The sequence below is a fragment of the Bacteroidota bacterium genome (assembly GCA_039714315.1).
Lineage (GTDB): Bacteria > Bacteroidota > Bacteroidia > Flavobacteriales > JADGDT01 > JADGDT01.
The window spans coordinates 17,020-41,348 of the sequence record JBDLJM010000007.1; the positions used below are offsets into that span (position 1 = coordinate 17,020).

The following is a 24,329-nucleotide window of genomic DNA, read 5'->3' on the forward strand; positions in this document are numbered from 1 at the left end:
TAATATTTTCATGTTACATTTGTCACCTTTTTAATAAAAATTTAAGAGCAACAAAAATCACTGACAGATGAAAACAAAACCGGAGATAATAAGACCATTTATTCAAAAGGCAGATCACATGAGCCCTGCTGAAATTTTGGAATATATTGAGCAGAATGAAGATGTGGTGATTATTGATTTAAGACCTTTTGAAAAATACATGGCAGGACATATTAAAGGTGCTATAAACATGGATAGAGGAGCAGTAGAAACCGATGCAACTTTGAAATGGCCAAATTCTGAAACTAAATTTGTTCTTTACTGTGTTAAGAGTGGTATTAGTTCGATGACACAGCTTACTCTAAAGGAATATGGATATAATAATGTTATCGATATTGAAGGAGGAATAGTTAATTTTGCATCCCAGGGATTCCCTTTATACAATGCAGTTGGGCAGGTGAAATTTACAGAGATGGAAGGTGTGAAAATAGCATAGGCTTAATCCGGATCAGCAATTAATTAGTAAGCGCCTGATAATACATACATAATACCTGATAATATTTTTTTTCACAAAATTATTATCAGGTATTATTTTAATGCTTTACCATATATTGGTGAAGTTTTTTATAAAAACTAATTCATAAACTATATTTAAATTAACCTATGAAAAGAATACTACTATTGGTTAGTATATTCGCATTGTGTGCTACTTCAACAACATACGCTCAGGATTCCGGTAACGTAAAAGAAGAGAACCTCCCTTCAAGCCAGGCTGATGTTATAAAAGAAAAATCAATTTCTTATTCTTATGTATACATATTTGATACCAGTAATAAGAACGATGTTAAGCTCGAAGAGGCGAAAGAAGGAGAGTTCATCCTTAAAATTTATCAAAATGATTATGTAAGTATTCCGGGAGTTGAAGAAAAACAACTAGTGTATAATATCGGTGGTGTATTCATCTCGGAAAACGAGCGTTATACACTACAAATAAATGGAACAGGTGCGGCAATTGCAGATACCAAAGATTTGAAATTATACTTATACTCTACTGAGGAAATTAAAGATTATAGTAAGTGATTTTGTTTTGTTAAATAGTAGTTTGAAAGTAATCAACAAAAAGTCCAACATCTACAACTCTTCAATACTCAAATCCATCAAATCATAATCTTTCCAGTTATAAAAACTGTAATGCCACCATTCGTCAACATAGCTAATAAAACCATATTTTTCCATAATTGTTTTAAGCAGTAATCGGCTTGCAAGTGCTTCTTTAGGTAAATCGTTGTACTTGTGCGATGCCTTTTTAGTAAAATCGTCGAATGGAGTTGGCATTTGCAGGTCTTCTCCGGTTTTTAGGTCAATTATCGTAAGGTCAATTGCAGCTCCCCGATTGTGCACCGAACCTGTTTTTGGCGATGCTACAAAAGTTTTGTCTTCGTACACCTCGTAAAATTTCACCGTAGCAGCATAAGGACGGTAAGCATCAAAAACTTTTAACCCCAGTCCGTTTCCGTTTAGTGCTTTCTCTACTTCAGCAAGCTTTTGTGCTATATACTTTCGCATGTATGCCTTCGGCGATTTGTATATAACTTCTCCAGTAAAATTGTTTGCAGTTGCATAGCGGATATCGAGCCTTATATTTGGAATAACCTTTTTGATATCAACCAGCTCCAATGAATCGTTTTTTGCAACTTTTTCATTGTAAATGTCAATATCCGAGATTACGTATAATCCGTATTCGTTTACCTGAGAAGTAGCTGTTGTGCTTAGTAGCAGAAACAGAAATATAGTTTTGATTAGTTTTTTCATAGTTTAATTACTTGTTAAGAATGATTTCAGAAAAGTATAAAACATTTTTCATCTTTCAAACCTGCATGCCGGTAAACAGGGATGCAAAAATGCTAAGTTGAGGTTAAATAGTAGACATTTATTTCGGGTTATGCAAATATTATCATTGTCAATGCAAATTACATATGCTTAATTTGCATTGATAATGATAATTGTTGTATGAATGCTTTTTAGAACTATTCGATAAACAAGAAACATTTTACTTTGATGAGATTCAAAACATAAAAGCATGGGAGACAAAAGCAAGAAGCGACTTTAGGAGCTTGATGCTTTTACTAGCAGAACAAGCTTGTGATAAAAAGATATAGCGGATAGCGCCAAAAGGCACCAAAAAAAAAGTGAAGAAGTAATAATCTACCTCTCCACCTCGTATTTTATAATATGTTGTCTACTAAATCAAACCGATTTATCCACTACGCCAATGCCTCAAACATAATAGCAAGCGGGTGCTTTGCACTTACTCCCGTACCGTCGTAAATCTGATGACGACAACTTGTACCGGGTGCTGCTATTTGCACATCCTTTGCTGTTTTACGTACCTCAGGGAACAATACCATTTCACCGATTTTCATCGACAAATCGTAGTGCTCTTTCTCATATCCGAATGAACCTGCCATACCACAACATCCACTTTGAATTTCCTCTGCCGAATAATTTGCCGGGAAGTTCAACATCTCCAATGTGTTTTGTGTTGATGCAATAGCTTTTTGGTGACAGTGCCCGTGAAGACGAGTCATATTTTCAGCCTCAGTAAACTGCTCTTTTGTTATATTTCCTTTTTCAACTTCGCGCATAAACCACTCTTCGAAAAGCAAGGCATTTTCACCAAGTTTTTTAGCATCGGCATGCAATTCTTTACCAACAAGATCAGGGTATTCGTCGCGGAATCCTAAGATTGCCGATGGCTCAAGACCGATAAGTGGAGTTTCCTCGTTAACTATATCTTTAAGAGCCTTTACATTTTCGATAGCGTATTTCTTTGCCTCACGAATCATACCTTTACTTAAGAAAGTACGAGCCGAATCTTTATGTTTTGGAATTACAACTTCGTAACCAAGTTTGTTCAACAAACGTATAGCATGAATACCAACATCAGGATCGTTGTAGTTTGTAAACTCGTCGTTAAACAGGTAAACTTTACCTTTTTCACCTGCGTTTTCAGTAAGTTTATTGTGGTATTTAGAAACAGTTGCAGTATGTACATCCGGTACTCTTCGGTTTGGATGGAAACCAATAGAAGAAACCATCGCTTTACCGATTACGGGTAACTTAAGCATGAAGTTAGCAATTGGAGCGACGAAAGTACTACTCATCAATTTGTTTAATGCGGGGTTGTATGCAATCATCTTAGTACGGAATGGAATTCCGTTTGCATCGTAGTAATGTTGCATAAACTCAGCCTTAAGTCTTGTAATATCTACATTCGAAGGGCACTCACTCTTACAGGCTTTACAGCTCAAACACAAGTCCATTACTTCGTAAATTTCTTTGTGGTTAAGAGCATCTTTTCCTTTTGGAGTACTCGACATGTAAGTACGCAATACATTGGCACGAGCTCTGGTAGTCTGGCTTTCGTTTTTCGAAGCCTGATACGAAGGACACATAGTCCCCCCTATTTCGTGAGACTTTCTACAATCGCCCGATCCGTTACACTTCTCTGCGGCACGTTGGAAACCATCGGTACCTGAGAAATCGAATACTGTTTTTATTTCTTCGTCTTCGTGTGTAACATAGTTTTCGTCGTAACGAAGGAAAGTGTTCATTGGAGGAGTATCAACTATTTTATTTCTGTTGAAAATCCCTTTTGCATCCCATGAATTCTTAACATCTTTAAAAAGCTGGTAGTTTTTATCACCAACCATTAGAGGGATAAACTCTCCACGCAAACGACCGTCACCATGCTCACCACTCAACGATGCATTGAAGCTTTTTGCAAGCTCTGCAAAATCTTTGGCTACTGTGCGGAACATATCACGCCCTGACTCTTCCTTAAGATTCAGTACAGGTCGTATGTGTAATTCTCCGGTAGAAATATGAGCATAGTAAACTACTTCAAGGCCTCTGTTTTTTAATATATCTTCAACTCCTTCTAAATATGCAGGAAGGTCTTCCGGTTTTACGGCAACGTCTTCCACTACAGGAGCGGGTTTAGGATCACCTTTCATGTTTCCTAAAATACCAAGACCTGCTTTACGCAAATCCCATACTTTATTAACATCATCACCTGTAACAAGCGGAAAATGGTATCCGAAGCCTGCTTCGCGTAAAGAAGCTTCAACCTCTTTAGCACATTTATGAAGTTCTTCTTCAGACTCTCTTGAGAATTCAACAATCAATAAAGCTCCGGGCTCACCTTCGATGAAGAAACGGTTTTTTACCTGAGTTTTATTTTTCTTTGTAAGCTCTATAATAACACTGTCGATAAGCTCAATAGCATTTGGCTTGTGTTTTAAAGCAACAATATTTCCTTTGGCTGCATCAGCAACACTATCCATATGTACGCAAACCAATCCTGTGTGTTTTGGAGGAAGTTCTACAAGGTTAACTTTAATCTTTGTAGTAAATGCTAAAGTTCCTTCACTACCCGCCAAAAGCTGGTTAAAGTTGAATGCTTTATCAGAATCACCGAAAACCTCGTTATTCAATAACAGATCTATTGCATAACCAGTATTTCTTCGTTTTATATCTTTATCAGGGAATTCTCTTTCAATTTCCTCAACGTTTTCTTTGTTCGAAAGCATTTCGTATACATCCCTGTACAATTTACTTTCAAAAGAATCGCCTTTCATTTTTGATTCAAATTCAACTTTAGTAATATCTCCAAAGGTAACTTCGCTACCATCGCTCAATATCACATCAGTTTCTATTGTATGCATACGTGTATCGCCGTACATCAATGAGTTTGCACCCAAAGAATTGTTACCCAACATTCCCCCGATGTTACAACGATTGGCAGTTGACGTTTCCGGAGTAAAAAACAATCCGTGCTCTTTTAAAGCAAGATTAAGTTCGTCACGAACAACACCCGGTTCAACAATAGCATACTTTTCTTCAGGGTTGATTTCGATAATCTTAGTCATATACTTCGAAATATCTACAACCAAACCATTACCTACAACCTGTCCTGCCAATGAAGTACCGGCAGCACGTGGAATAAGATTTATATTATGTTTGTTAGCAAAATCGATAATGATTTTGATGTCTTCTTTATCTTTTGGACGAGTTATTCCAATAGGCTTTTCGCGATACGCCGATGCGTCTGTTGAATAAACTACCTTTTGGATTTCATCTAAAAGGATATCTCCTTTTAGATTTTTGCCTAACTCTACTAACTCTGAATGCATGACAATTATCTTTATTTTGAATCTGCAAAGATAATCCAAATAAACAAGTAAAAGTGCTGAATCTCCAATATTTACACGGATAAACCAACTATACTAATGTGTAACTCATAAGGTAAAATGAATAAATAATTTTCCAGTCTTAAATAATGATTTCATCCTAAATTTTAATTGTTCTGTCGAAAAAAAAGCTCTTATCGCAGTGAAAAACACCAAGATTATCCTAAATTAATTTAAATTTCATATTGAAATTAAACACCATGCAATACTTGAATAATGTAAGTTTGTAATATTTTTATTATAGCATATTTTTTCTATTGCTATTAAATGAATACTAAAAATTGCGGATTTTAATTAATTCGCAATTCTCCGATAGAATATACTTATAAATAAAAAGACCTGCTATGAAACATAACAGGTCAAATATCTTTTATACTTTACGTATCTTATCTTTTTACCTTAAAATCAACTCTTCTGTTTATTGAATAATAGGTATCTTTCTTTGTCAGCGGTCGATCCTCCCCAAGACTTTTCACTTCAAATTTGGATTTATCTACTCCATAAACATCTACAAGGTGTTTAACAACTGCCTCAGCTCTCCTAATACCAAGCTTTCTGTTATATTCGTCAGGGCCACTCTGATCAGTATATCCAACTACATCAAGATTCAATTCAGGATCCGCAAATAATAGCTTAGCGATCACTACCAGATCCTTGTGCATTCTATAATCAACCGAAGAGGAGTTCAGTTTAAAATAAACAGAAGGGATCAATGCTTCTACCAGACTACCCCCTCTGATTGTTTTCCCCTGCCAGTTTACAAAAGCACCTTCCTCAGAGTCCGGCTCAATATCTCTACTATTTCCTACACCGTCGTTATCTGAATCTATCTCTTTCCCATACTGATCGGTATCTACTCCTACCGCCGTAAAAGGTTCTATATCTTTATAATCAGGAATACCATCTCTATCTGCATCTAAGGCACGCCCATTTCCTGCAACCATTATTCCTTCAGGGGTTTCATTATCTACATCAAACATATCGGCAACACCATCATTATCGGTATCAGTTGATATTCCATCTACTTTAGATTCTAAAACATCTATCCGGGATAAATTTTCATCCAAAGGATCTGTCCAGTCAAGTGCCCGTTCTTTTTTTCCTATTTTCCATACTAAGGAAAGAGAAGTATAATAACTCCAATCAAACTGGGAAGTTCCATACACCTGCCCGTCAAAATTATCATCGTTATAATGAGTAAAAGTCTCTCTAAGTTCCAGGTCAAAATTCTTTGATAGCCTATATTTGAGACTCATCCCAAGTGGTATTGAAAAAACTCTTGTATAAGTATCGGTTTTCTCTCCGTTGTTAGCCCAATCCACATTGTATATAGGGTCTTCGTAACTTGTAAAATAAGCCTTATGATAAGTAATTCCAAAACCGGGGTAAACAGCAAAATTCCATTTTCTCTGATAGTTATTCCCTGAGAAGATCAGGTTACTTAAATTAATAACCAAATTCATATTTCCGGTAATAAACGGTGTACTCGACTCTCCGTTTAACTCCAAAATATTTTCCTTGAACTTATCAGGATAAGTATTTGACGTCCCCATAATCCCCTGAAATTCTAAGCCTAAGGAAGCATTAAACATTTTGGCAACATACAGGTGATACCCCAAATCGAAAGAGCTCTTACTCGCTCCATAGGTTTTTAAGTCGCCGGAGGTAATAATATTCCCAACTCCAAAGCTTATAGCCCATGAATTAAAATTTGATTTACTAAGTGGTGAGATCGGCTCCGGTTCGTCGTCTTGAGAAACATCCTGAGCGTTGATTGTAAATGAGAGCAATAAAAGGGGTAATAAGACAAATTGCAATATTCTTATCATAATTAAGGTTTTAGTAGACACATTCTGGAATACAAACAAAAATAGAAATTATTCTCAATTAGGATACTACTTTTCCTACAAATTTACAAACAAACAAAAGAATAGTTATCAACATGTGTTTTTTCAAGAATTAAATCTTTAATTCTCTCATAATCTTTCTTATTTTCAACAAAATCAATATTACTGACGTCTACTACCAGAATTTTTAAATCAAGTTGTTTTCTAATAAACTCAATATAGCCTTTATGTATATCCTCCAAATAATCTACCTGAATATCCTGCTCATAACTTCTACCCCGTTTTTTAATATTTTTCAATAACCTGTCAGTATCCTGATGCAGGTAAACAAACAGATCCGGCTTTGCCAGATTTTTATACATCATAAAAAACAATCGGCGATACAGTTCATATTCCTCGGGCTCGAGATTAATCTCAGCAAATATGAGAGATTTAAACATATAATAATCCGAAACGATAAAAGGAGAAAAAAGATCCGGTTGAGAAGTTTCATCATTCAACTGCTGATAACGTTCTGCCAAAAAAGACATCTCCAATGGAAAGGCATATTTTTTTGGATCCTTATAAAATTTTGGTAGAAAGGGGTTGTCAGCAAATTGCTCAATAATGAGTTTTGCCCCAAATTCATTAGAGATCATCGTACTTAAAGATGTTTTCCCTGAACCAATGTTCCCTTCTATCGCAATAAAGTTATTCTGCATTACCAACAAGTTTTTTCTTTAGAGTACTTTTATCACACTTTCCTGATCTTTACAATCTTTAAGCAATTCATTAATACTTTTCCTTTCTGTGGGATGAATTATATTCCCAGCAATTTCAGCCAAAGGATACAGAACAAAATTACGCATTGTCATTCGTGGATGTGGAACAATAAGCAGGTCATTATTTATGACTAAATCATCTATCAGTAAAATATCAAGATCTATAGTTCGCGACAAATAACCTTCACCATCTCCATGTCTGTTTCTACCAAGTTCAGTTTCTATTTCCAAAAGAGTTCTCATTATAGTATTTGCCTCCATTTCGGATTTTACACAAATAACCCTATTGAGAAATTCACCAACCGAATCGGTCAATGAACCCGCCGAAGTGTCGAATCCCCATGGAGATGTCTGATAAAAGGCTGAAAATTTTACTATAGAACCAATTTCATGATCAATTCTCTTTGAAGCCTTTTCAATAAACCCTCTTTTGTCTCCCAGATTAGACCCTAATATTATGTAAACATTTCTTTCCAATACAAATAATTATCACTGTGGTTGGCAAAAATAGTTATTCTGACAATAATTGTTTAAGCATGTGGATAGATTTTATTAACTAAATCTATATATTAGCTTTTCAGATTAACCAGAAACAAACTTCTTTCGCATGAAACAATTTTTCAAATTTACTTTTGCTACGGTACTGGGTGTATTCTTAGCATGGATTATATTTATTTTCCTACTGGTGGGGATAGCTTCACTTATGTCGGGAGGTGATGACACAAAAACAATAGCGGAAAACTCAGTTTTAGAGCTCGATCTATCTCCACAGATTTTCGATAAGGTGAATGATGACCCATTTGCTGATTTTAACCCAATGAAAATTGATTCGGAGAAACCTCTTGAATTGTTATGTGTATTAAATAATATCGAAAAGGCAAAAGATGACCCGAAGATAAAAGGTATAGCAATAACAAGTGGAATTATCTCTGCCGGATCTTCACACCTTACAGCTATTAGAAACAAGCTAAAAGAATTTAAAGATTCGGGTAAGTTCATTATTGCTTATTCGGATATTTATACGCAAAAAGGCTATTGGCTGAGTTCCGTTGCTGATACTGTCTTCCTGAATCCGGTTGGGAGTTTGCAATTTAAAGGGCTAGCCGCTGAAATAACCTTTTTCAAAAAGTTTCAGGATAAATATGGAGTAAAATTTGATGTAATCAGACACGGAAAATACAAAAGTGCAGTAGAGCCCTTTATAGAAGATAAAATGAGTGAGGCAAACCGCCAACAAACATCAGCTTTAATCGGTTCAATATGGAACACTTACCTGAATGACATATCCGAATCCAGAGGTATTTCAATTGAAAAATTAAATGAATTTGCCGACATGAGAGACGCTGAACTACCTATTGATGCAATGACTAAGAGATTAATAGATAGAGTAAGCTACGAGAATGATTTTTATAATTCAATAAACCATGCCATAGGAGAACCTCTAAATTCAAAACCTGAACTTGTATCTTTAAAAGATTACCGAAAGGTGAAACCAACGGTAAAAAAAGAGTTCTCTAGAGATAAAATTGCAATAATCTACGCTGAAGGCAATATTATTTATTCTCAGGCTGAGGCTTTTGGCAGTGATAAGGTTGTAAAACCTCAACAAATGGTAAAAGCAATTCGAGAACTCAAAAACGACAAAAAGGTTAAAGGTGTAGTATTAAGGGTAAATTCAGGAGGAGGAAGCGCTCTTACAAGCGATTTGATCTGGCACGAACTGGAATTATTAAAAGAGATAAAACCATATGTTGTTTCCTTTGGAAATGTTGCTGCTTCAGGCGGATATTATATTGCATGTGGTGCTGATAAAATATATGCTCAGGAAAACACAATTACAGGATCTATAGGAGTATTTGGAATGCTGCCAAATCTGGAAAAAGCAGCAGAAAATATGGGTATTACAAGCGAAGTAGTATCTACAAATAAACAATCTTTCGACTTCTCCCTAATAAAAGGTGCTTCTCCCGAAATTAAACAACTTATCTTAAGAAGTATTGAAAACACCTATAAAACATTTGTTACCAGAGTTGTAAACGGCAGAAAGATGAAATTCGAAGATGTTGACGCTATTGGTCAGGGACGTGTTTGGAGTGGAAAAGACGGAATAGAAATAGGACTGGTAGATGAAATAGGTGGCTTAGAAGATGCAATTGCACATGTTGCAGAAAAAGCAGAACTCGAGAATTACAGATTAGTAAGTTACCCGAAAGAAGAAGATAAATACAAAAAATTATTGGAAAGTTTTAGCAGCGAGGCTAAACTATACCTTATAAAAGAAGAACTCGGAGATGATGCATATAAATTATACTCCGATTATAAGTCGTACATAAACAGTGAAGGTATTCAGGCCCGAATCCCTTTCAATATCACGATTAATTAACAGGTAATAAACAATAGAAACCCCATTAATATTAAGTTCACACTGATGGGGTTTCTATATTCTCTCAATATAAAACCATTTCCTCATGAAAAAAAATCTACCCTTAATATTGATATTATTCTCAATCAATATTTATGCACAACGCGAACTTAATTATGAACGCTTTCTTATCGCCGGAGAAAAAGAAGGGACAACATTAATAAGTGATTATCTTAATCCCGGTATGAAAGGTATGATGATTACTTCCGGATCTTCGTGGTATTCAACTGCAGAAACACACGCTCAATTCGGTTATGATATTGCTTTAAATACATCATCGACATTTATTCCTTCATCAGGTGAAAGTTTCAAATTTAACACCTCGTTTAATAATATATACCTTCCCGATGGAGAGACTTCGTTGCCAACAGTAGCCGGGTCTACTAGTGAAACACCCCTTATGATGGCAAGCCTCGATAACGACGGTAATACTTTAACAGCCGGCATCAATGCTCCAACCGGAGTAGGAATAAGCCCAAATGTAACTCCATATACAATGTTACAACTTGGATTTGGAGTAGGATGGGGTACAGATATAAAATTCAGATTTGTACCAAAACTGGGCTATGATTCATTTAAGACAGGAATGTGGGGCATAGCTCTGCAACACGATGTTTTTCAATATATCCCATACGAAGGAAAAGTACCTGTTCATATTAGTATTTTAGGTGGATATAGCAGCACTACCGCAAAGTGGACATTAGATCCTGTCGATAGTCAATGGGCCGGTTCCGATCAACATACAGATTTCAAAGTTCGTACATGGACCTTCCAGCTGTTAGCATCTACAACATTTTCTATTTTTGATATATATACAGGATTAGGTTACGATACTTCTAAATCTTCATACAACATGAAAGGTAGCTACGAGGTAGAATACAACACAAACTACAATTCAAACGATATCACAAAAGTAACATATAGCAATCCCGCTAATGGTAATTTTAAATACAGAGGATTCAACGCCACTTTTGGCACAAGAATAAATATTAAATCTTTTAAAATATTCGCAGATTACTCCTTCAATTCTTATAATTCTCTAACTCTGGGAATTGCCTATTCCGTAAACTAAAGAATAAATTGAATTACGCTGTTATTTAAAAATAATAACAGCGTAATTATCTTATTTTCGGTCAACTACCGTCGCACTTGCCTGTGCTGTAGGCATTATAACCATATCGTTTATTGTAACGTGTGCAGGTCGGCTCACCATAAAATCAATAGCATCGGCAATATCATCTGCATAAAGAGGGGTTAATCCCTCGTAAACCATAGCGGCTTTTTCCTCATCACCCAAACGCACTAAAGAGAACTCAGTATCTACCATCCCAGGATCTATAGACGAAACTTTGATCCCGTACTTTACCAAATCAATACGCATCCCTTTAGTAAGCGCATCAACAGCATGTTTTGTACCACAATACACATTCCCGTTAGGATATACTTCTTTCCCAGCTATTGATCCAATGTTTACAATATGGCCTTTTTTTCGCGAGATCATTATTTGGGAAACAATCTTTGTAACATACAACAGGCCTTTTACATTAGTATCTATCATTCTTTCCCAATCAGATATGAGTCCATCCTGAATAGGTGCTAATCCTGCCGCTAATCCGGCATTGTTTATCAAAATATCGATATTTTTCCACTCCCCGGGGAGCTTAGAAAGATGTTCAACGACCTCATCATTGTTCCTTACATCAAAATTCAGAATAAGAACATCAACACTATATTCAACCTTTAGCTTTTTTGATAACTCTACAAGTCTTTCTTTTCGTCGGCCGGTAATAATAAGATTATACTTTCGTGCAGCTAACTTTTTAGCTGTTGACTTTCCTATTCCCGAAGTAGCTCCTGTAATAAGTGCGATCATTATCCGTTAGTTTTAATATATGCGTTTCTGTTCTTTTTAAACTGCTACAGCACCCTTAATATGAGGGTGAGGATCGTAACCTTCCAACTCAAAATCTTCAAATTTAAAGTCAAAAATACTTTTCACATCAGGATTAATCTTCATAACAGGCAACTTTCTTGTTTCCCTACTAAGTTGTAACTCTACCTGATCCATGTGATTTGAATAGATGTGGGCATCGCCAAAAGTATGCACAAAATCACCAGGTTCTAACCCTGTAACTTGCGCCATCATCATAGTCAACAATGCATAAGATGCAATATTAAAAGGTACTCCCAAAAATATATCTGCGCTACGCTGGTATAACTGGCACGACAATTTACCATCGGCTACATAAAACTGGAAAAAAGCATGACATGGCATCAATGCCATTTGATCGAGCTCTCCAACATTCCAGGCAGAAACAATTATTCTTCGAGAATCAGGGTTGTTTTTTATCTGATCTATAGCCTGAGTAATTTGATCTACAGTCTGTCCGTTTGCTCCTTTCCAACTACGCCACTGAGCTCCATAAACCGGCCCCAGATCCCCGTTTTCATCAGCCCATTCATTCCAGATTCTAACCCCATGTTCAGTTAGATATTTAATATTGGTATCGCCTTCCAAAAACCAAAGAAGTTCGTGTATAATTGATTTTAGGTGAAGTTTCTTAGTAGTGATCATCGGGAAACCTTCTGACAAATCAAAACGCATTTGATGTCCAAAAACACTAACAGTTCCTGTTCCTGTTCTATCCTCTTTTTTAACTCCCTTTTCTAAAACTGTTTCTATAAGGTTCAAATACTGTTTCATAATCTGATAAATCGTTATTTTATTTTAATACCCAAGCCGGTAATATGCCTGTAATATTTTTTGTGAAAATATAAAAAATGAAATCTCAATTTCAATTATCTCAAAATAAGTTTTAAAAAAGATTTCAACCAATAATACCAATTAAATTTCAAGGTGCTCTGTTAGATTTAAAGTGAAGTTCTTTTTTACGAGTATCAAATCTCTTGCATAGCAGGACTACAGAAATAAGCGAAGCGATTGACTCCGTCGAATCTTCGGTTTAACTTCGTTTAACCTAAAAGTTTCATGAACTCATTGGTATAACTAAACAATAAAAAAAGAGACTGTTTCTAAAGTCGAAAAATACGTCATTACGAGCGTAGTTGAGAAATCTCATGATTGCAAATCAGGATGTTGAGATTCCTCTACGGTCGAAATGATTATAAATTAACTTTTGAAACAGTCTCTATTATCAATATTTTTAAAAAAAAGCTTAATTCACTTATTGATTCATAAAGCCTTGTTTTTCCAACACCTCTAGCAGGGCTTTCGAAAAAGCAACATTATTCTCCTTCGTGTACCTGTTATCCGTAAATACCTGGGCAAGGGTTTCCTTTTGGTTTATTTCCAAAAGTTCCTTAGAAGATTCTAATTCTTCTTTCTCCTCGTAAATTCTATCAATATCTTCAGACGAATAGTCCTGATATTCTTCAAAATGAATTACTCCATCTAAAGGTAGACGATCTACTAATTCAGGACTTTCATCCGGCACTCCAACAGTTATAGTTGTAACAGGAACTACACCCTTAGGCAAGTTCAAGGTATCGATTATTTGTTGAGCCGTGTAGTTTGTTGTTCCTAAATAACAAATACCATACCCCATATCTTCAGCAGCAAGTGTAACATTTTGAGCTACTAAAATAGCATCGACAGAAGCTGTGTAAAAAGACAAAAAATTATCATATCCGGGTTTAGCATCGCGTGCTTCGCACCACTTATTAAAGCGATTAAAATCAGCACAAAAAGTTAAAACCACAGGAGCTTCTGTTACCATTGGCTGGTTAAAATGTGCGGGAGCAAGTTTTTCTTTCATCTCATCATCGCGGGTAACAACAATGCTGTACAATTGCATATTACCTGTAGTAGATGCCCTAATACCCGCTTCCAACATTTTTTCTAAATCGCTATCCGGAATACTGTCTTTTTTGTACTTACGAATAGTTCTGTGTTTTAATATTGTATCCATCATGATAATTTATCAATTAAGAAATTAATACTTGTACCTAATGAATTTCAGAATGCACCTATAAAAATAAATTAGATGAAAAAGATAAGGTGCATTTTGATGTTTATTTGGTATTACTTAATAAATCCTGCCCTTTTTGCTAAAGCTGTCGGTGAAGGCTCTGCTCCCCTAAATCTTTTATAAAGCAACATAGGATGCTCTGTTCCGCCTTTACTAAGAACATTATCTCTAAAGCTTTTAGCTGTCTCCTTATCAAAAATACCGTTTGTTTTAAAAGCCTCAAAAGCATCTGCATCCAATACTTCAGCCCATTTATAACTGTAATATCCTGCTGCATATCCTCCGGCAAACAAATGCCCAAACTGAGTACTCATAATATCATTTTCCACTTCAGGGAAGATATTTGTTTTGGCCATGGCCTCCTTTTCAAATTCACTAACATTTAAATCGACTGCCACCTCTTCAGCTCCTAAAGAATGCCAATCCATATCAAGGAAACCAAAACTCAACTGACGAATTGTTGCATAACCCTCATTGAAGTTTGAACTTGCCAAAATTTTCTCGACCAAATCAGCCGGTATAACTTCTCCCGTTTCATAGTGCTTTGCAAATAATTTTAAAGCTTCCGGTTCGCTAACCCAGTTCTCCATAACTTGAGAAGGAAGTTCAACGAAATCTCTGTACACACTAGTTCCTGATAATTCTTCATACTGAGTATTGGCAAGCATCCCGTGTAATCCGTGTCCAAATTCATGGAACATTGTTTCCACTTCTCTAAATGTAAGCAAAGATGGTTGTGATTCGCTTGGAGGTGTAAAGTTGCAAATATTAATCACCTGTGGACGAATATTTTTACCGTTTTCCATTCTTTGTTTCTTCAAAGAATTCATCCATGCTCCACCACGTTTCCCCGGTCTAGGAAAATAATCTGTATAGAAAACTGCAATGTGCTCACCGTTCTCATCAGTAACATCAAAGGTTTTTACATCCTTGTGCCAGGTTGGAATATCATTAATTTCAGTGAAGTTTAATCCGTAAAGCTTATTAGCAATTTCGAACATTCCTTTTTGAACTCTTTCAATCTCAAAATAAGGCTTAAGATCAGCATCATTGATATTGAATTTTTCTTTTTTCAATTTATTTGAAAAATAAGACCAGTCCCAACCCTGTAGTTCATAATCAGCACCATTATTCTTCATATATTTCTGAACTTCTGCCTTCTCCGCTTTAGCCACCGGTAAAGCAAGTGCAAGTAAATCGTCAAGGAATCCTGTTACCTGAGGTGCAGAATCAGCCATTCGATCGGTTAATACAAAATCGGCATAATTATTATATCCAAGTAATTTTGCTTTTTCATAACGCAACTTAACAATGTCCTTTACAACCTCGCTGTTATCATTTTCGTTACCATTGTTTCCCTGAGCTTTATAAGATCTATACATATTTTCGCGAAGATCTCTGTTATCAGCATATTTCATCACAACCACATAACTAGGTGCATGAAGAGTAAATACCCAAGAACTGTCAAGCCCTTTTTCCTTTGCAACTCCCTTAGCTCTTTCGATAGCATCCTGCGGGATACCTGAAAGCTCTTCTTCTGTTTTAACCTCAATAAATTTCCCGTTAGTTTCAGCTAACGAATGCTCTCCAAATAATATTGAAAGTCTGGAAAGTTCCTTATTGATATTTCTTAACACTTCCTTTTGTTCCTTATCAAGCGATGCTCCGTTTTTAGCGAATGATTTATACGTATTTTCTAATAAGGTAGTTTGCTCTGCATCCAAATTAAGCTCATCCTTTTTATCGTATACAGATTTTATCCTGTTAAAAAGAGCCTCATTCAACAGAATATCATTGTAGTATTCAGTTACAAGTGGCGATACCTCACGTTGAGTTTTTTGTATCGAATCATTGGTCTCTGCCGAATTTAGATGTCCAAGTAAAACTTGTGTTCTGTTTAATAAGCTCCCTGAAACTGATAATGCTTCAATTGTATTTTCAAAAGTAGCTTCGTCACTGTTACTTGTGATTTTTTCGATCTCAGCTTTACCTTGTGCAATACCTTCGTTTATGGCAGGCATAAAATGCTCTACCTCAATATTATCAAAAGGAGCTGTTCCAAACTTATTCGTAAACTCTCCAATCAATGGATTCGCTTCCTCCACCTCTTTTTTCTCTTCTGAACTACACGCTACCATAACAGTTGAAACCATTAATGCTAACGAGGCTTTCTTTATAAATTTAAACTTCATTATTTTTATATTAATTATTGTTAAAGTGTCGCAAACTTAATCAGTTTAAGTTATTTATCCTATAACATTCATCCGGTTTTTGAAAAATACAGAAACTAAAATATGATGTATATTTGCAGCTATGAATAAATTCAATTTGAAAAAAATATTCCTGAAGAGTATAACCTTCACAGCTCTTTACACCATTGCTATAATTGCCATAGGTCATTTTAGAGACAAAATAGAAATAAAGACCATCGTTTCGGAGAGATGGTATGAATTTATCCTGCTATTTTTTGTAATGATGGGGTTTAACTACTATTTCGACAAGAAAAGTAAAAATAATAACAAGAATAAATTTTACAAGGATTTATAAAAGTTGTCTCCAAAATTAGCACTTTACTAAGCGAAATTTTTGGAGACAGCCTCAAAAATAAATCTGTTTATACCACAGCACTTTCCAAGAACTCAATAGTCCTCTTATCAGAATTCATCCTTGCCATTATTCCTAACGGCAGAGTAAACTGGTTATCGATATGCCCGAATGAGAAGCCGTAAGCACAAGGTATTTCCAGATCTTTGGTATTATCATCAAACATTTGTTCTAATGATAATGAAAGCTCGTCTTCAGGTTTTTCCGCATCATCAAAAACACCAAAAATCAATCCTTTGGCATCATTTAAATCTTTATTCTGGTCAACCTGAATCAACATCCTGTCTATTCTATAGGGTGCCTCACCAATATCCTCGATAAAAATTAATTTGTCTGACAATTCCATTTCCCATTCAGTACCGACCAATGCAGCGATAAGACTTAAATTTCCCCCAACCAATCTTCCTTTGGCCTTTCCGGATTTAAACACCTTTGGTTTGAAAAATTCATTCTCCAAAGCTTCGGTGTCATTTTCTTTACATGGATATACCTTTGGAGGAATTTCGGTAGAAGTAATCATTTTCTCAACATATTTCCTGGTATAATCTGTAAAAGTAGATGATGCCACAGGTCCGTGAAAAGTCACAAGCCCTGTCTTTTTGAATATTGCCAAATGTAAAACAGTAATATCGCTGTATCCTATAAAGACTTTGGGATTTTTCCTGATTAGATCAAAGTCGATTAAAGGGAGTAAACCGGAACATCCGTAGCCCCCGCGGGCAGCCCATATTCCTTTAATTTCCGGATCTGCAAACATCTCATGCAAATCATCAACCCTTTCTTCTTTGCTTCCGGCAGTATAGCCCCGTTCCTTCCTGATATTCTTAGAAAGCTTAACCTTAAATCCTAAGGATTTCACATTATCAATTGCCGTTTCCAGTCCCTCATCACTTATATAGCTCCCCGGAGTTATTAAGCCAATTGTATCACCTTTTTTCAGTGCTTTTGGCTTAGTTATCTTCAATTCATTTTCTTCTTCAGCAGAATCAAAAGAATCAAACGACATCAATGGGACAGATGCCGAAGCCAAAGCTATATTTCTTAAAAAATTTCTTCTTTGCATTTTTAACTTTTTTGATTTGTGTAAGATAAAGATTTTTATCAAAACATCTAAAAAAAATAGATTGTACAAACAGTTAACTCCATAATCATTACTGTATAAAAGATAAAAGGTTGCTTCATAATAAGAAACAACCTTTCAAAGTTCAGAATTCAATATAATCTTAATCCTTCTTATCCATCCCAAGTTTAGCTTTTAAGGCTGCCAAATCATCTGAAGCCTTTGAGGCAGACTCTCCTTCAAGCGCCTTATCTATTTCATCATCCAGAGAACGACTCTCATTTGCAACATCTCCATAGGCCTCAGCTAAAGCTTCTTCCTCTGCTACTTTATCTTTCATTTTTTCTAACATCGAAACAGTAGACCCCGAATCAATATTAGCCATCTGCTTATTAATATTCTTGGTAGCAGAACTAACTTTCACTCTGGCTTTAAGAGTCCTCAACTCGTTTTCGTAAGTAGAAATTTGCTTCTTTAACTGATTAATTTTTCGTTCCATCTGTGACACATTTGTCTCAAATTTTTCTTTTTCAACTCTAGACTGATCCATCAATTGAACACTTTCCTCTTTTTTGGATAGTGCTTCAGTTGCTAATCTCTCAGCCTCTGCCATTTCCATTTCTCCCCTTTCGGCTCTCTTAAGCAATAAAACAGCCTTACTCTCGTAATCCTTTGACTTTGCCTGGGCAGTATTAAAGTCGTTTCTAGACCTTATTGCTAATGCTTTTATCTCAGCTAAAGCCTTCAATGCATTGTCCAAATCCTTTTTTAGATCCCTAATTCCCTGTTCGGTCATCTTTATTGGATCCTCTAATTTATCTACTGCTGAATGTGCTTCTGCTTTTCCTACGTTAAATATGCGCTTAAAAATGTTCATCTTTTTTTGTTTATATGTTTATGAAACTTCCTGAATAAGTATATCTACTGATATAATAATAATTACATTTTTGAAAATTCGATCAATTCTTCTGAATATTCATTTAATAGTAAACTCAACGAATTTAATGATCCTTCCAATTCGTTTAGGTCTAAGTTTTCTATCTGAAGAGTATCTCTGAAAATAACTTTATTTCCACCCTCATCAAGCACAAAAGCCCCGTGTATAATATCTCTATTCTTTATCAAAAGATTCCTGAATACCTGAGGATTATCTTCCTCCATATTAAATAGGAATTGTTCAATAATCAGGATTGGATTTGCAACACCAATAAAAAGATTGTTAATTCCGTCCGCTTCTTTTTCTACAACGTAAACTTCAGAATCATCATCCTGATGTATTATTGTATAACCTAAATCAAGAAGATACTCCCCTACTTTATTATAATCTGAATTTTTCATTAATTTAAAATTTAGTTATTATGCTCATCAAATATAATCACATTTAGTTTCTTTCTATTCAAATTTATTCCAAATATGTATAATTAAATGAATCACATTCCATAACTTAGCTAAGTTTCTTTGCAAATGTATGCTAAATTTTTTAGCTATGCAAAATAAATTAGCGCAAATGTCATTTATTGGTAAAAATATTAGAAAAATACGGACTGTAAAACAGTTAAATCAGAGTCAGTTCGCTGAATTATTTGGACTTTCCCGAGCATCAATAGGCTCTTATGAAGAAGGGAGAGCAGAACCTAAGATTGATAAAATTATCGATATTGCTAAATATTTTAGCATTGAGTTAGACCTGATACTGGAAAAAGAACTGTCGGTAAACGAGATAAGTGGATTCAAACTTGCAGATAGTAAAATGATCTCGGGTAACGGGAATAACCTTTTGGAAGCAAAAAAGACCAAAGCCAAGCGAATTATTTATATTAAGCATAAATCTGAAAAAAAATTCATCAAGCATATTCTGGACGATCAAAAATGGAAGAGCGATGAAATTGAACTACCCCCAACAATCAACGATAACAGCTCCATAGCTTTTGAACACAACGATAATGCTATGGACCTGAATAATAATGGTATTTCTATGTCGGATATTGTTTTTGGAAAGACGACAAATTTTGAGAATATCTTTGACGGATATATATATATTATTGTTCAAAGAGATTCTATTTGCCTGAGAAAAGCATTTGTAAATGATGACAAGATTACATTGAAAGCCATAAATGTCAACTTTCAGCCAAAAATAATTAAGAAGGATGATGTTGTTGCTATATATAAAATAACTGCTGTAATTAAAAACTCTATTAATCACTTTATTGATTAACAGTCACTAAATATTGTTTATTATCGCCTACCATTATTGTAACAACCCAACTTTTTAAGTGAACATCGATTCCTGTATAAATATTTTGCCCTTTGAAACTTAATCCATTAATTATAGTTTACTTAAACTTCCTTTTTCAATTATACCAAATAAATATCAGAAACCTTTTGGTATTAGATATTGTTGTGAATTTCTAATCTACACCAATATAGACGTTTATGCCTTTTTACAAACATACAACCCGAATTTAACCAACTTCATAAAATTTTATTTATAAATTACCTATAAAGCTTTGACTATCTACATTTTTTGCTTTTATTTGCAACGGAATGAATGTTCATTCCGTTTTTTATTTCATAATGGAAGAAACAGTTAAAAAGTTAGATAAAAGAACCTTGATACTTAACACCACTCTTGGATTATTGTCCGAGAATGGTTTCCATGGTACACCGATTTCTTTAATTGCAGAAAAAGCAAATATCGGGGCAGGAACTATATATCGTTACTTCAAAAACAAAGAAGAGCTTATTAATGAACTTTTTATAGAAATAGAACATCGTGTAATTAATGCCATGTATAGAGGATACAATAAAAGCGCCCCCTACAAGGAGCGTTTTGGAATTCTTTGGATAAACATGATCAATTATTACGTAAAAAATCCGGAAGAGTTTGTATTCATAGAGCAGCACAGATACGCACCATATGTAAGTACCTTAACCCGTTCGGAAAGTATGAGGGTTTTATCGCCGGTACTTATGTTTTTTCTGGAAGGGAAGAGAAACAAGTACATAAAACACTTACCTCTGTACACGATTATAGGATTGATTTATGGACCTATTATCACCATTGTAAAATTGAATTTAGACCATAATAGAACCTTAACTAATGAACAGATAAACGAAGCGGCTAAAGCTTGTTGGGATGCTGTGAAACACAATTAATACTGGTAAAATATAATTTAAGATGAAGAAATACCTAAATACGGCAATTATTGGATCAGGACATTATCTCCCTGATAATATTGTTAAAAATTCTGACTTTTTAGACAGGGTATTTTACGATGCTTCAGGAAAGCCGATAGACAGACCGATAGAAGATATTATTGAAAAATTTTCAGCAATAACAGAAATAGAGGAAAGAAGATGGGCAGATAAGGATATGCTAAACTCCGATATGGGAACTATTGCTTCAAGAAGAGCGATTGAACATGCCGGAATAAATCCGGAAGATCTCGACTACATAATTGTTGCTCAAAATTTTGGAGATATTGCCTATGGCACTAATAAAACAGATATTATGCCTTCAATTTCTTCTAAAATCAAAAATAAATTAGGTATAAAAAGTGGCAGTGTTATTCCTTACGATATGATTTATGGCTGTCCGGGATGGATAGAAGGAATGAGAATGGCCGATAATTTCATTAAATCCGGATTGGCAAAAAACATTCTGGTTGTAGGTACCGAAACTCTTTCAAGAATCATCGATCCATTCGACAGAGATTCAATGATTTTCGCTGATGGTGCAGGGGCTGTTGTTGTTTCTGCTGAATATAGTGATGAACAATATGGAATACTAAGTCATAATACAATTTCCGACAACGGCGAAGAATTAGACTTTCTGTACAACGCACCTTCATTTAATCCGGAGTATCAACCTGAAAATTCTTTTATTAGAATGGCCGGCAGGAAAATTTATGAATACGCACTTACAAAGGTACCTGCGGCAATAAAGAAGTCTCTTGATGATGCCAATATACACCTTGACGACACATCTAAACTACTTATTCACCAGGCCAACGGCAAAATGGATGAGGCTATTCTAAAAAGATTTGTACGTTTATACAAAGGTAAGGTCGATAAAGATTACATGCCGATGACAATACAAAAATTCGGTAATTCATCTGTTGCAACAGTGCCAACTATGTTCGATTTAATTAATAGAAAACAACTGGAAAACCACGAATTCAATTCTGGCGACAATCTGGTATTTGCATCTGTTGGTGCCGGAATGACAATAAATTCTATGGTTTATAGAGTAAAATAATACCTATTTATAGGCATAAGATATTTAAGACGCTATATTTTTTGATTTAGCTTGTTTGTTTGTAAAAAGCCCCTTCTTCCCCAATTTGAAGGGGCTTTTGTTTGTTTTTATATTAAGGGCGTTACCCTTCGGGTCGGGCTTTCGCTCATACTCCTCGCTCACTTACACTTAGTCTCCCAGCAACCCGTTTATATATAACTCAGCAATAGCCATCAGCAACGTAAACATTGTAAACCGTTCGCTGCGGGGTAACCGCTCTATCCCTAACGCAAATAGTTTAACAACTAAAGCATGGTAGAAACTAAAAATATTTCTGAATAAAAAAATCATAACTTTGCGCTATGGCATCAAAAAAAATAGACCTCCTTCTAAAGACTATTCCCAACAATCCCGGGGTTTATCAATATTTCGATAAAGAAGAAAAAATAATTTATGTAGGCAAAGCAAAGAACCTTAAAAAAAGAGTTTCTTCATATTTCCATAAAGAGCACGGTGATGCAAAAACCAGAATACTTGTTCGAAGAATAGAAAACATCGAATACATAGTAGTAGAAACCGAGATGGATGCACTGCTGCTGGAAAATAACCTTATAAAAAAATATCAGCCCAAGTATAATATTATGCTCAAGGACGATAAAACATATCCTTGGATCTGTATAAAAAAAGAACGTTTTCCTAGAGTTTTCCTAACCAGAAATATAATTAAAGACGGATCGGAATATTTTGGTCCATTTGCCTCTGTAAGAATGGCCAATGCACTTCTGTCGTTAATAAAAGAGCTTTACCCTCTCCGTACCTGCAAACACGACCTGAGCGTTAACAATATAGAAAATGGCAAATACAAAGTTTGCCTCGATTATCACATTGGAAAATGTAAAGGAGCATGTGAAGATTTGCAAAGCCATGAAGAATATATGTCTGATATTTCATCGATTAGAAACATAATCAGAGGAAACTTTTCTGATGCCTTAAAACAACTTAACTCAATAATGATTTCATTCGCTGAAAACATGGAGTTTGAGGAGGCACAAAATATTAAAGAGAAGGTAGAATCATTAGAGAACTATCAGGCAAAATCGACAGTTGTAAACTCTAAAATAAATAATGTAGACGTTTTTTCTATTATTAGCGATGAACAATATGCCTATGTTAATTTCCTTAAAATAATGAATGGGGCTATTATTCAAAGCCACACTATGGAAATTAAGAAAAAGCTGAATGAAAGCAACAAGGAAATTATTGAGCTGGCCATTATTGAAATACGACAACGTTTTAAATCTCTTTCGAGAGAAATATATGTTCCTTTTAATATAGATTTACACGATCCAAATCTAAAAATTACCATTCCAAAAATTGGTGATAAGCTTAAAATAGTTGAGTTATCTGAACGTAATGCAAAATACCTGAGACTTGAGAAACTAAAACAGGTAAAAATTACCGATCCCGAAAGACACACTAATCGACTGATGGCACAGATGAAGAAGGATCTGAGACTCAGCGTAGAACCCCGACACATTGAATGTTTCGACAACTCCAACATTCAGGGTACGAATCCTGTTGCAGCATGTGTGGTTTTCAAAAATGGCAAGCCTGCAAAAAAAGAATACCGCCATTTTAATATTAAAACTGTCGACGGGCCGGATGATTATGCATCGATGACAGAGGTTGTTTACCGACGCTATAAAAGGCTGCTCGATGAGGAAAAACCTCTGCCACAGTTTGTTGTTATTGATGGGGGGAAAGGACAACTTAACGCTGCTCTAAAGAGTTTTAACGACTTAGGAATAAGGGGCAAGATAGCCATAGTGGGAATTGCGAAAAGGCTCGAGGAGCTATTTTATCCTGATGATCCTATTCCTCTTTATTTAGATAAGAAATCAGAAACACTAAAAATCATCCAAAGAGCCAGAGATGAAGCTCACAGGTTTGGAATAACTCACCACAGGAACAAACGCAGCAATAACAGTTTAAATTCTGAATTGGAAAACATTCCGGGTATCGGAGAAAAAACAATAACTGATTTAATGCGAAAATTTAAATCTCTGAAAAGGCTAAAAGAAGCCAAACACGAAGAAATTTCATCTGTTATCGGAGATAATAGAGCTAAAAAAATTATATCATACTTTAAATCATTGAATTAAAAAAGAGAGGCTGTGT

Annotated in this window: 21 protein-coding genes and 1 pseudogene; 10 read left to right on the plus strand and 12 right to left on the minus strand. The window is 35.2% G+C overall.

Annotation, left to right across the window (positions count from 1 at the left end):
- Nucleotides 1-67: 67 nt before the first annotated feature.
- Nucleotides 68-475, plus strand: a complete 408-nt coding sequence (locus ABFR62_01835; protein MEN8137150.1) for a rhodanese-like domain-containing protein — start codon at nt 68-70, stop codon at nt 473-475.
- A 167-nt stretch (nt 476-642) separates the two neighbouring features.
- A complete protein-coding gene (locus ABFR62_01840; GenBank protein MEN8137151.1) occupies nt 643-1,059 on the plus strand; it encodes a hypothetical protein in 417 nt (138 codons plus the stop codon).
- A 51-nt stretch (nt 1,060-1,110) separates the two neighbouring features.
- Here the strand turns inward: ABFR62_01840 and ABFR62_01845 are convergent, their stop codons facing one another.
- Complete coding sequence (locus tag ABFR62_01845; GenBank protein ID MEN8137152.1) at nt 1,111-1,791, minus strand: M15 family metallopeptidase; 681 nt, start codon at nt 1,789-1,791, stop codon at nt 1,111-1,113.
- 191 nt (nt 1,792-1,982) lie between these two features.
- Here ABFR62_01845 and ABFR62_01850 point away from each other — a divergent pair.
- Nucleotides 1,983-2,066 (plus strand): annotated as a pseudogene (locus tag ABFR62_01850) (hypothetical protein).
- 177 nt (nt 2,067-2,243) lie between these two features.
- On the opposite strand, the gene ABFR62_01855 reads toward ABFR62_01850, so the two are convergent.
- The 4 genes from ABFR62_01855 to folK form a co-directional block, all read right to left on the minus strand.
- Entirely contained in the window at nt 2,244-5,174 is a 2,931-nt protein-coding gene (locus ABFR62_01855; GenBank protein MEN8137153.1) for an FAD-linked oxidase C-terminal domain-containing protein, read from the minus strand.
- A gap of 443 nt (nt 5,175-5,617) precedes the next feature.
- The gene (locus tag ABFR62_01860; GenBank protein MEN8137154.1) at nt 5,618-7,060 is read right to left on the minus strand and encodes an OmpA family protein; all 1,443 of its coding nucleotides are present in this window, start codon (nt 7,058-7,060) and stop codon (nt 5,618-5,620) included.
- An 83-nt stretch (nt 7,061-7,143) separates the two neighbouring features.
- A complete protein-coding gene (locus ABFR62_01865) occupies nt 7,144-7,779 on the minus strand; it encodes a deoxynucleoside kinase (GenBank protein MEN8137155.1) in 636 nt (211 codons plus the stop codon).
- Nucleotides 7,780-7,797: 18 nt separating this feature from the next.
- A complete protein-coding gene (folK, locus tag ABFR62_01870; protein MEN8137156.1) occupies nt 7,798-8,316 on the minus strand; it encodes a 2-amino-4-hydroxy-6-hydroxymethyldihydropteridine diphosphokinase in 519 nt (172 codons plus the stop codon).
- A gap of 130 nt (nt 8,317-8,446) precedes the next feature.
- Between folK and sppA the strand changes: the two genes are divergently transcribed.
- The gene (sppA, locus tag ABFR62_01875; protein ID MEN8137157.1) at nt 8,447-10,222 is read left to right on the plus strand and encodes a signal peptide peptidase SppA; all 1,776 of its coding nucleotides are present in this window, start codon (nt 8,447-8,449) and stop codon (nt 10,220-10,222) included.
- Between the two features lie 85 nt (nt 10,223-10,307).
- Complete coding sequence (locus tag ABFR62_01880) at nt 10,308-11,333, plus strand: DUF6588 family protein (protein ID MEN8137158.1); 1,026 nt, start codon at nt 10,308-10,310, stop codon at nt 11,331-11,333.
- A 51-nt stretch (nt 11,334-11,384) separates the two neighbouring features.
- Here the strand turns inward: ABFR62_01880 and ABFR62_01885 are convergent, their stop codons facing one another.
- The 4 genes from ABFR62_01885 to ABFR62_01900 form a co-directional block, all read right to left on the minus strand.
- Nucleotides 11,385-12,134 carry an SDR family NAD(P)-dependent oxidoreductase gene (locus ABFR62_01885; GenBank protein MEN8137159.1) on the minus strand — a complete coding sequence of 250 codons (750 nt, stop codon included), beginning with the start codon at nt 12,132-12,134 and terminating at the stop codon, nt 11,385-11,387.
- A 36-nt stretch (nt 12,135-12,170) separates the two neighbouring features.
- Nucleotides 12,171-12,965, minus strand: a complete 795-nt coding sequence (locus ABFR62_01890; protein ID MEN8137160.1) for a thymidylate synthase — start codon at nt 12,963-12,965, stop codon at nt 12,171-12,173.
- A gap of 481 nt (nt 12,966-13,446) precedes the next feature.
- Nucleotides 13,447-14,193, minus strand: coding sequence for a nitroreductase family protein (locus ABFR62_01895; protein MEN8137161.1), 747 nt, complete (start codon nt 14,191-14,193; stop codon nt 13,447-13,449).
- Nucleotides 14,194-14,303: 110 nt separating this feature from the next.
- Nucleotides 14,304-16,442 carry a M3 family metallopeptidase gene (locus ABFR62_01900; GenBank protein MEN8137162.1) on the minus strand — a complete coding sequence of 713 codons (2,139 nt, stop codon included), beginning with the start codon at nt 16,440-16,442 and terminating at the stop codon, nt 14,304-14,306.
- A 121-nt stretch (nt 16,443-16,563) separates the two neighbouring features.
- Between ABFR62_01900 and ABFR62_01905 the strand changes: the two genes are divergently transcribed.
- On the plus strand, nt 16,564-16,797 hold the full coding sequence (locus ABFR62_01905) for a hypothetical protein (protein MEN8137163.1): 234 nt from the start codon (nt 16,564-16,566) through the stop codon (nt 16,795-16,797).
- 67 nt (nt 16,798-16,864) lie between these two features.
- Here ABFR62_01905 and ABFR62_01910 read toward each other — a convergent pair whose 3' ends face one another.
- The 3 genes from ABFR62_01910 to ABFR62_01920 form a co-directional block, all read right to left on the minus strand.
- Nucleotides 16,865-17,917: an LD-carboxypeptidase gene (locus ABFR62_01910; protein MEN8137164.1), complete on the minus strand. Its 1,053-nt coding sequence runs from the start codon at nt 17,915-17,917 to the stop codon at nt 16,865-16,867.
- A gap of 160 nt (nt 17,918-18,077) precedes the next feature.
- On the minus strand, nt 18,078-18,791 hold the full coding sequence (locus ABFR62_01915; GenBank protein ID MEN8137165.1) for a PspA/IM30 family protein: 714 nt from the start codon (nt 18,789-18,791) through the stop codon (nt 18,078-18,080).
- A 62-nt stretch (nt 18,792-18,853) separates the two neighbouring features.
- Complete coding sequence (locus ABFR62_01920; protein MEN8137166.1) at nt 18,854-19,252, minus strand: molecular chaperone Tir; 399 nt, start codon at nt 19,250-19,252, stop codon at nt 18,854-18,856.
- Nucleotides 19,253-19,400: 148 nt separating this feature from the next.
- Between ABFR62_01920 and ABFR62_01925 the strand changes: the two genes are divergently transcribed.
- From ABFR62_01925 to uvrC, 4 genes are all read left to right on the plus strand, one after another.
- Nucleotides 19,401-20,129, plus strand: a complete 729-nt coding sequence (locus ABFR62_01925) for a helix-turn-helix transcriptional regulator (protein MEN8137167.1) — start codon at nt 19,401-19,403, stop codon at nt 20,127-20,129.
- Between the two features lie 359 nt (nt 20,130-20,488).
- Nucleotides 20,489-21,070, plus strand: a complete 582-nt coding sequence (locus tag ABFR62_01930; protein MEN8137168.1) for a TetR/AcrR family transcriptional regulator — start codon at nt 20,489-20,491, stop codon at nt 21,068-21,070.
- 22 nt (nt 21,071-21,092) lie between these two features.
- Nucleotides 21,093-22,172, plus strand: a complete 1,080-nt coding sequence (locus tag ABFR62_01935; GenBank protein ID MEN8137169.1) for a 3-oxoacyl-ACP synthase III family protein — start codon at nt 21,093-21,095, stop codon at nt 22,170-22,172.
- A 341-nt stretch (nt 22,173-22,513) separates the two neighbouring features.
- A complete protein-coding gene (gene uvrC, locus ABFR62_01940) occupies nt 22,514-24,313 on the plus strand; it encodes an excinuclease ABC subunit UvrC (GenBank protein MEN8137170.1) in 1,800 nt (599 codons plus the stop codon).
- Nucleotides 24,314-24,329 lie beyond the last annotated feature (16 nt).